Annotated in this window: 6 protein-coding genes; 2 read left to right on the top strand and 4 right to left on the bottom strand. The window is 67.9% G+C overall.

Annotation, left to right across the window (positions count from 1 at the left end; translation table 11 throughout):
• Nucleotides 1-225: 225 nt before the first annotated feature.
• Complete coding sequence (locus tag D588_RS0102790) at nucleotides 226-3114, top strand: TonB-dependent receptor (protein WP_017914885.1); 2889 nt, start codon at nucleotides 226-228, stop codon at nucleotides 3112-3114.
• A gap of 75 nt (nucleotides 3115-3189) precedes the next feature.
• Here D588_RS0102790 and D588_RS0102785 read toward each other — a convergent pair whose 3' ends face one another.
• Nucleotides 3190-3975, bottom strand: a complete 786-nt coding sequence (locus D588_RS0102785; protein ID WP_017914884.1) for a DUF1868 domain-containing protein — start codon at nucleotides 3973-3975, stop codon at nucleotides 3190-3192.
• 10 nt (nucleotides 3976-3985) lie between these two features.
• A complete protein-coding gene (locus tag D588_RS0102780) occupies nucleotides 3986-6580 on the bottom strand; it encodes a TonB-dependent receptor (RefSeq protein WP_043083206.1) in 2595 nt (864 codons plus the stop codon).
• 169 nt (nucleotides 6581-6749) lie between these two features.
• Between D588_RS0102780 and D588_RS0102775 the strand changes: the two genes are divergently transcribed.
• On the top strand, nucleotides 6750-7907 hold the full coding sequence (locus tag D588_RS0102775; protein WP_017914882.1) for an ROK family protein: 1158 nt from the start codon (nucleotides 6750-6752) through the stop codon (nucleotides 7905-7907).
• Nucleotides 7908-8017: 110 nt separating this feature from the next.
• Here D588_RS0102775 and D588_RS0102770 read toward each other — a convergent pair whose 3' ends face one another.
• Nucleotides 8018-8785, bottom strand: a complete 768-nt coding sequence (locus D588_RS0102770; RefSeq protein ID WP_017914881.1) for an endonuclease/exonuclease/phosphatase family protein — start codon at nucleotides 8783-8785, stop codon at nucleotides 8018-8020.
• A gap of 25 nt (nucleotides 8786-8810) precedes the next feature.
• On the bottom strand, nucleotides 8811-9536 hold a 726-nt coding region (locus D588_RS0102765), incomplete at its 5' end, for a thiol:disulfide interchange protein DsbA/DsbL (RefSeq protein ID WP_017914880.1).

The raw sequence follows: 9536 nt of genomic DNA, 5'->3' as shown, positions 1-9536 counted from the left end.
CCTCACCCCAACCCCTCTCCCGGTGGGAGAGGGGCTTGGCAGGTCGCCGTTTGACCACATCTCGCACCCCTCGTGTCTACCAGATCGACCAGTCGTCGCGATGGCCCGCGCTTTGCCTGCCGGATGCTTGCACGGCGTTTACGATTTGTTTACAAAGAATTCCATGCCGTCGCGGTGCAGGGGGTCGCAGCGGCCGACCCACATCCTTTCTGGAGAGAGAGACGGATGAATTTCCTGCACCGCCATCCTTTGGTCTTCGCGGTATCCATGGTCTTGCTCGGCGGCGTCCCCGCCATCGCCGGCGCCCAGCAACAGACGCCCCCGGCCGCCCCCGGCACGGCCACCACGCTGGACAGCGTGCAGGTCACCGGCACCCGCATCCGCCGTGCCGAAGTCGAGGGCCAGGTGCCGGTGCAGACCCTGAGCCGCGCCGACATCGAACGCACCGGCCTGACCTCCATCGGCGATGTGCTGCAGGAACTCACCGCCTCCGGCTCGGCCTTGAACGCCAAGTTCAACTCCTCCGGCAATTTCGGCTTCCCGCCGGACGGCAGCGGCGTCGGTGCCGGTTCGGCGCAGGTGGATCTGCGCCACCTGGGCGCCAAGCGCGTGCTGGTGCTGGTCGACGGCATGCGCTGGGTCAACGAGTCCTCGGCCTCGGGCGTGGGCGCGGCCACCGATCTCAACACCATCCCGCTGGCCATCGTCGAGCGCGTCGAGGTGCTGGAGGACGGCGCCTCCTCGCTGTACGGCTCCGATGCCATCGCCGGCGTGGTCAACATCATCACCCGGCGCAATTTCGAAGGCGGCCAGGTCACCCTGAACTACGGCGAGTACGACAAGGGCGACGGCGCCAGCAAGGGCGTGGATCTGGCCTGGGGCCACAGCACCGAGCGCACCAGCCTGTTCCTCGGCGCCAGCTACACCAAGCAGGATCCGATCTACGCGCGCGACCGCGCGCAGTCGCTGTATCCGATTCCCGGCACCGGCCTGAGCTTCGGCAGTTCGGCCACCCCGGACGGGCGTTTCATCTTCGTCGACCCCAACACCGGCGCCGAGCAGAACCTGACCCCGAACAGCGGTGCGCGCACGCCGCGTTACGACGGCACCGGCGGCTGCACCCGTAGCGACGACTACCACTGCTTCACCACCGCCGACCGCTACAACTTCGCCGCGTCCAACCTGCTGCTGACCCCGTCGGAGCGCAAGGGCGTGTTCGGCCAGTTCCGCTTCTTCTTCAACGACGACGTGCAGTGGTACCTGAAGCTGCTCGGCAACCGCCGCGAGTCGACCAACCAGGCCGCGCCGGAACCGATCTTCCTCGGGCCCGACGCCGGCACCGGCAATCCGCTGGCCGACAACATCGTCATCTCCGCCGCCAACCCTTACAACCCGTTCGGCTTCGCGCTGGATTCGGGCAGCAACCTGATCATGATCGGGCGCCGCCCGGTGGAAGGCGGTGCGCGCGTGTTCGAGCAGCGCGTGGACACCCAGTATGTCGGCACCGGCTTCATCGGCAGCTTCGAGGGCGCCGACCGCACCTGGTTCTGGGACGTCAACGGCGCCTACAGCAAGAACAAGGCCGAGCAGACCAACTACGGCAGCTACAACATCTACAACATCAACCTGGCGCTGGGCGATCCGGCGGCGTGCGCGGCGGTGGCCGGCTGCGTGCCGCTGAACATCTTCGGCGGCGCCGGCAGCATCACCCCGGACATGCTGCGCTGGATCCAGCCGGTGGTGCACGACCGCAGCCAGAACGAACTGACCCAGTTCACCGCCAACCTCAGCAGCGACCTGTTCCGGCTGCCGGCCGGCGCGGTGTCCTTCGCCACCGGCGTGGAATACCGCAAGTACGAGGGCTTCTACCGCCCCGATCCGCTGACCGTGATCGGCCACTACAACGGCGTGCCGTCGCTGCCGACGCAGGGCAGCTACGACGTCAAGGAGGCCTACCTCGAACTGAGCGTGCCGATCTTCGCCGACTCGCCGCTGGGCGACAAACTGGACCTCAGCCTGGCCGGCCGTTATTCCGACTACTCCACCTTCGGCGGCAAGTTCACCCCGAAGTACGGTCTGCGCTGGCAGGTGGCGCCGGACTTCGTGCTGCGCGCCAGCTATGCCGAAGGCTTCCGCGCGCCCAGCATCGGCGAACTGTACGGCTCGGCCGCGCGCGCCGACCTGACCCTGTCCGACCCGTGCTCGATCGGCCTGGGCGGCACTGCGCCGCGCGGCAGCGCCAGCAACTGCGCCACGCTCGGCGTGCCGGCCGGCTACCAGCAGGCCAACTCGCAGATCTCGGTGACCACCGGCGGCAACCGCGCGCTGGAGCCGGAGAAGGCGCGCAGCTTCAGCGCCGGCTTCGTGTGGAGCCCGTGGTTCGCCAGCAATGTGCCGTGGTCGGACCGCTTCGACGTGGAGGTGACCTTCTACCGCCACGACATCGACGGCGCGATCCAGGCGATCAACGCGCAGACCCAGCTCGACCTGTGCGTGGACACGCTGTCGCCGACCTACTGCAACGGCATCACCCGCGCCTCCACCGGCGGCATCAACGGCTTCAACAACCGGCTGACCAACCTCGGCTCGATCAAGACCGACGGGTGGGACGTGGACCTGTTCTGGAACTCGCCGGAGACCGCCGCCGGCCGCTTCAAGATCGGCTGGCAGAACACCTTCGTCACCCGCTACGTCGCCACCGGCGCGGCCGGCCAGGTGCAGCCGCAGCGCCCGGGCGTGGAGGTGGTGGACAGCTCGATTCCCGAGTGGACCAGTAACCTGAGCCTGGACTGGTCGCGCGGCCGCTGGAACGCGTCGTGGACGCTGCGGCACATCTCCGAGCTGACCGAGCAGTGCGGCGATGCGGTCGCGTTCCCGGTGTGCAGCAACCCGGTGGCCGGCACCAACACGCTGGACGCGATCACCTACCACGACCTGCAGGTGGGCTACCGCTTCGACTGGCTCAAGGGCCTGACCCTCAGCGGCGGCGTCAACAACGTCTTCGACAAGGACCCGCCGATCTGCCTGTCGTGTTCGCTCAACGGCTACGACGCCTCCACCTACGGCATTCCCGGTGGGCGTTACCTGTATGTGCGGGCGGATCTGAAGTTCTAGCGGTGTGACGGACGTTGCGGCGCGTATCCCGCGCCGCGCGTTTCGCATGCCGATGTCGTCCGTCGCCTGGGCGCCTCACACCTCTTGCAGCGTCCGAAACGCGTACATGTCCTGAAGAGTGCAGAAGTGGAAGCGCGGCACGGTGATCGGTCCGGCCGCGGCGAGCCGCGCCAGCCAGTCGTGTACCGCCTTCCGATAGGCGGCATGTTCGACCTCATCGAGCGTGTCGCACAGATAGGCCAACGAGATGTGGAACCGGTAGTCGACGTAGTCCGGGCGCTGCAGGCGAATGAGTGCCATCAGGCTGCGGCGGGCGGCGTCCAGCCGCAGCGCGGTCGCTGCGTCCGCGGGCCGCAACGGGATCAGCAGATTGTCGTTGCGGCCGGTCTTCGCTGCCGCAGGATCGATCAGGAACCGGCATGCGCCCAGTGGCGCGACACCGCGCTGCTGCAGCCGTGCCAGGAACGTCGCATGGATGTCGCTCAGCGGTACGTCGCGCGCCATGTCGCTGGGCCATGGCCCACCAGCGCGGTCGATCTCGTTGACACCGCCCAGCAATGTCACGTGATAGCTGCTCGGTGGAAGCAAGGCGAACTTGTCGACGAAGCGGTGCTCGGAGAATTCGCGATAGATGTCCAGCACGCGGTCGAAGCTCTGGTAGCCATCGCCCTGCTGTTGCAGATGGCCCAGGAACGTATTGCCGGGGAACGGCAGCGGGCGCCGTGAGCGGAGGAACTTGCGTCCCACATCCGGCGGCTGTGGCGAAATGGTCTGCGCCGGCAGTGCCGAAGCCACGACCGTCGCGCCGGCCGCGGCCAGCAACTGGCGACGGCTGATGCTGGTATCGAAAAACGATGACATGCGGTTTGCCTCAGAGTTTGACATTGAGGCCGACCATCACGGTCGGCGCCATCTTCCAGGCCGATTGCACGTATTCCTGCTGGCGGCCGATGCGGTACTCGTAGCCCTGTCCGGTCAGGTTCAGCACGTCCAGGCTCAGCGCGACGGAGGGCGATACCTGCCAGCCCAGCTTCAGGTCGACGCGGTCCAACGCCTGCTGGTAGCGGTTGCGATAGAACTCCAACTGGTTGGTGTAGTTGGGGTAACGGTCGTCCCACAACACACCGGTATGGTTCCAGGCCAGCGAGGCGCTCAGCGGACCCCGCGCATAGTTGAGCGCCAGATTCCACAGCTGCTTGGGCTGCTGCGGCAGCACCGACAGCGTCGTACGGCTGCCGTCGCCCAGCACCACCGGGTAGTCCACGTCCAGCAGCGTGACATTGGTGCTCACCGACAGGCCGTTCAGCGCGGGCAGCCAGGGCCCGAGTTCCTTGATCGCGCTCAGTTCGAGGCCGCGTAGCCGCACTGGCCGGTCCACGTTGCGGGGCTGCGTGACCAGCACCTGTTGGCCGTCGAGGGACTGCAGCTGGCCGTAGCGGAAGATTTCATCGTGGATGGTCTTGTGGAACAGCGCGATCGACAGCAGGCTGCCGCCATCGTCGAAGGTCCAGTCGTGGCCGAGATCCAGATTCAGTGCGCGACGCGGTTGCAGGTCCGGGTTGCCCTGGTTGAGCGTGGGCGGCGTGCTGCTGAGTGTCAGCACGCCGCCGTTCAGCGCCATCTGGTCCAGGCGCGGGCGCCCGATCGAGCGCGAGACTCCGAAGCGCAGGGTGCCGTTGGCGCTGGTCTGCCACTGGCCGGCGAGCGACGGCAACCAGTTGCGATAGCGACGCACGGCACTGACCGGGCTCCATGTCGATCCGCTCAGTTGCAGTCCGTCGCTGCCGAAACGGGTCTGTTCCAAGCGCACGCCGCCGGCCAGGCGCCAGCGCTCGCCCCGCCATTGCGCCTGGACGAAGCCGGCGCGCACCTGTTCGTCCACGGCGTAGCTGCCGCTGTTCTGCGCGGCGGTGTCCACCACGCCACGTGCCTGGTCGGCGACGGCATCCCAGCGTGCGTCGGCAAGGGCCGGATCGATGGTCAGCATCGGCGTATTGCAGCCCAGCCCGCAGGTCGAATCGCCCAGCACGTCCGCCAGGGTGTAGGGCAGCCCGCTCCAGGTGGTGCGCTGGAAGGACGTGCGCATGTGCGTACGCACCTGTCGCAGGCCCCATGCCACGCCCAATCCACGACTGTCCTCGTCCATGTTGCGGCGCAATTCCAATTGCAGATCGCTGACCCGCTCGGCGTAGCGGGTGCGTTCCTGCTGGTGATAGAGGTTGGCGTAGCGCGTCGGGTCGTCGGCCAGCGCCGGGTTGAGTGCAGTGAACGCAGGCAGGCTGTCGCTCCAGTCGAACGCGTAGCCCAAGCGGTTCTGTTGGAAACGGTCCCAGGTCTGCGGGTTATCCACCGTGGCGCGCGAGGTGCTGGCGCGCAGTGCGCCGCGCCACTGCGCCGGCAGTTCGGCCAGCAGTTCGCCGTTGAGCCCGGTCAGTCCGCGTTTCCAGCGCAATTGGCCCAGTTCGACAAGCTGATTGAGATTGTCCAGGGTTCCGCTGTCGGCGCCGGTGCGAACCAGGCGCGCGCTGTTCTGCACCTGCGCGACCTCGGCGTCGCGGTCGGAGGTCTCGCGCTGACGGAAGCGATAGCCGGCGAGATGGCCGCTGAGCGGGCCATCCGGTTGCCAATCCAGGCGCATGGTCAGTCCGCGGCGCTCGCGGGTGTTGTCGTAGTTGTACCAACGCCGCTCGCTGGGCACCGCGTTGCCGACGCCGCCATAGGCCAAGGCGGAGCGCGTACCGTCGGCGTTGTACCAGTTCAGGCCGCTTCCGTTTTCCTCCTGCGGTACCGAGATCACGCGGCGCCAGGCGCTGGCCGCGCCCAGGAACGCGAATTCGTCGTTGCGACCGAAGCGTTTGCTCCACTTCAGTTCGCTTTCGCCGGCCGGCGTGCGCCCGCCGTAGCGCTGTCCCATGAGGTTGACGCCCCCCTTGGCCGCGGCGGTGAGCAATCCATCGGGCCGCTCGAAGCCGCTTTCGGTGACCAGATCGGTGACGCCGCCGATCGCGCCGCCGTCGTTTTCCGGCAACAGCGATTTCACCACGTCGATGCGATCGACGAAATTGGCCGGCAGCACGTCCATCAGCGCCTGGCGGCTGCCGATATCGTTGCTGGCGAACGCGAAGCCGTCGATCAACATGCTGTTGTAGTTGCCGTTGAGGCCGCGCACGGTCACATAGCGCGGTTCGCCCTGGTACTCCACCGTGCTCACGCCGGCGACCCGGCGCAGCGCGTCGCCGACGTTGAAGTCCGGCAACTGCCCGATGCTGTCGGCGGCGATCGAATCCACGATGGTGGAAGCCCCCTGCTTGGTGGCGATGGCGCGCGTGTTCTGCGATTGGAACGAGGTGCGGACCTGCACTGCATCCATGGTCTTCGCATCCTCGTCGGCCTGCAGCGCATCGGCATATGCCGGCGATGCCAACGGCAGGACGCCAGCCAGCGCCAGGCGAAGTGCCAGCGACAGAACGGACGGAGAGGAGGCGTCGGGCGAGCGGAAGACGCAAAGGGGATGAGGCGGCAGCAGACGCATGGCACGATCCAGTCTTGGGCGGCCCCAGAGTGGTGGCCGAAGATGCATTAAATTAAGTTGGTTAATTAAAAGAAATATGACAACGCCCCCGCTGTCGCTTCGCGTGTCCGGCTTCTTCGCCAACGCCGCTGTCCGTCCGCAGTACCGCCGCCGCAGCGACGGCAACGTGGCTGGGACCAGCGAGCGCATGCTGCTGGACTTGGTCCGCCGCGCGGGACAGGTCGAGCGTGCCGATCTGCCCCGCGCCATTGGACTCAGCGTGCCGGGGACAAAGGGCATCCTCGATCCGTTGGTCGCGCATGGCCTGCTGCAACTGGGGCCATCGCCGCGTCGCGGGCGCGGCCAGCCGAGTCGCCTGGTGCGTTTGGTGCCGGATTACGCGTACAGCGTCGGCGTCTCGTTGACGGTCGATGGCATCGCGGTGCTGTTGATCGACTTCGCCGGGCAGATCCGTGGGATGCGTCAGTTCACTGCATTCCCGCTCACGTTGGCTGACGTGCGTCGGCAGTTGCCGGCGATGGTGGAGGAACTGCTACAGGCCGCTGCTGTGGACCGACAACAGCTGTTCGGCGTTGGTCTGAGCATGACCGGACCGCGCATCGGCGAGGGCGCGCGCGTCAACCCGCCGCTGTCGCTGGCATCGGACTGGGTGGAGGTCGAACTGGACCGATTCGTCGCCGATTGCCTGCAGTTGCCGGTCTGGATGGACAACGACGCCCATTGCGCGGCTCTGGCGGAGGCGGTGTATGGGATCGGCCGTCGAACGCCGGACCTGGTCTATCTGTACATCGGCGACGGATTCGCCGCGGGCGTGATCGCCGACGGCGGCGTGTGCCGCGGCGCGCACGGCAATGCTGGCGAACTGGGCCGTATTTCGGCCATCACCGGCATGGCACGGCCGACGCTGGAGAGCCTGCGCGAGGCGCTGGTCGCCGACGGTCACGCGCTGCCGGACCTGCATGCGATGCTGCAGCAGTACGACCCGGCGTGGCCGCAGATCGACGCTTGGCTGGATGCCGTGCAATCGACGGTGACGCTGGCGGTGGCGGCGACCATTGCGCTGATCGATCCGCCGGTGATCGTGTTCGGTGCGCGCCTGCCTGCCGATCTTGCGCGAAGGCTGATCGCCCGCATTGCGTTCGAGTCGGCCCCGCGGCGTGGCATCGCCTCGCCATATCCCACACTGCTGGTCGGCGAAGTCCAAGCGCATGCCACGGTACTGGGCGCGGCGATGCTGCCGTTCAAGGAGACGCTGTTCTAGTGCGTGTCATCCATCCCCGCGCAACCGCGACCCTTCGGGTTGGGCTTGGCAGGCGCGCTGCCGCTGCTGACGGTTTCGCGCCGCCGAGCGGACTGTGGCGCGATGGCGCCTCAGCGCAACACGTGCTGCGGCACGTCGATCTCGGTGGCCACCGCCAGGTGGTCGGAGAAGGCGGCGGGCACTGCGCGCTGTTCGTTGCAGCGCAGGCCGTCGCTGACCAGGATGTGGTCGATGGCGCGCTGCGGGCGCCAGCTGGGGAAGGTCGGCACCACGCAGCCCGGCGGTTGCAGCCGGGTGCGTTTGTAGAGCAACTGCATTTCCGGGCGGTCGGCGACGCAGTTGAAGTCGCCCATCAGCACCGCGTTGGGATGATGGGACAGCAGCTCGGCGATGAAGGCCAACTGCGCCGCACGCGAGTTGGCGCCCAGCGACAGGTGCGCCACCGCCACCGCCAGGCCTTCGGCGCCGTTGCCGAACTTGGCCAGCAGCACGCCGCGCCCGCCAAGCCGGCCGGGCAGGGCGTGGTCCTGCACTTCCACCGGCTCCAGCCGGCTGAGCAGGCCGTTGGCGCTGGAGGCCACGCCGCCCACGCGCCGGTTCGGCTGGTGGCTCCAGTAGTTGAAGCCGGCGCGCTCGGCCAGGTAGTGGGTCTGGTTGGTGAAACCCGAGCGCAGGCTGCCGGGGTCGGCCTCCTGCAGGCCGACGATGTCGTGGTCGCTGGCCAACTGCGCGATCGCGTCCAGGCTGCTGCGCTTGCGCCCGGCCGGCAGCGCGTGCGACCAGCTGCGGGTCACGTAGTCGCTGTAGCGGCGCGTGCTGGAACCGGCCTGGATGTTGGCGGTCAGCACGCGCAGGGTGCGGGTGGCGGGAGCGGTCACGGCGGTGCGGCCCGGGGCGGACGGCTTACTTGGCCATCGCCGCGCGCTCGCGCGCGATCAGGTGATCGGCCACGCGCAGCATGTCGTCGTAGCTCTTGCCCTTGACCAGGTACTTGCCGTTGATGATCAGCGACGGCGTGCCGGTGATGCCGCTACGGGTGGCGAACTGCTTGGCGCGGTTGGTCTTGGTGGCCACCGCGAAGCTGCCCATGGTGTCGGCGAACTGCTTCGGGTCCACGCCGTACTTGGCGTAGAAGTTGGCGATGTCCTGCACCGAGTCGCGGCCACGCTCGCCCTTCAGGGTCTCGTCGACGTGGATCGCCTTGTACAGCGCCTCGTGGGTCTTCTCCTGCACGCCCAGCGCCTCGGCGGCGTAGAACGCGCGGGCGTAGTCGTCCCAGGTGCCGCCGAACATCGCCGGCACATAGACGAAGCGCACGTCCGACGGCAGGCCGGCCTTCCACGGGCCGATCAGCGGCTGGAAGCGCGCGCAGGCCGGGCAGACATAGCCGAAGATCTCGGCCACCTCGATCTTGCCGTTGGTCGGCTGGAACGGCTGGCCGCCGGCGATGTCGACGTAGTCGGTGCCGGCGACCGGCTCCGGACCGTTCGGGGTCTTGGCGGCGACCGGCTTGGCGGCGGCGTTGTCGCCTTCCGTGGCGGCAGGCTGTGCAGCGGCATCGGCGTTGGTGGCCGCGGGCGCGGCCGGCGTCTCGGCGGGCGCAGCGGCGGCATCGTTGCCGGCGGCGGG

The organism is Xanthomonas sp. SHU 308 (assembly GCF_000364645.1).
Lineage (GTDB): Bacteria > Pseudomonadota > Gammaproteobacteria > Xanthomonadales > Xanthomonadaceae > Xanthomonas_A > Xanthomonas_A sontii.
The sequence above is the reverse complement of the archived record's forward strand: the minus strand, read 5'-3'. Positions and strand labels throughout refer to the sequence as shown.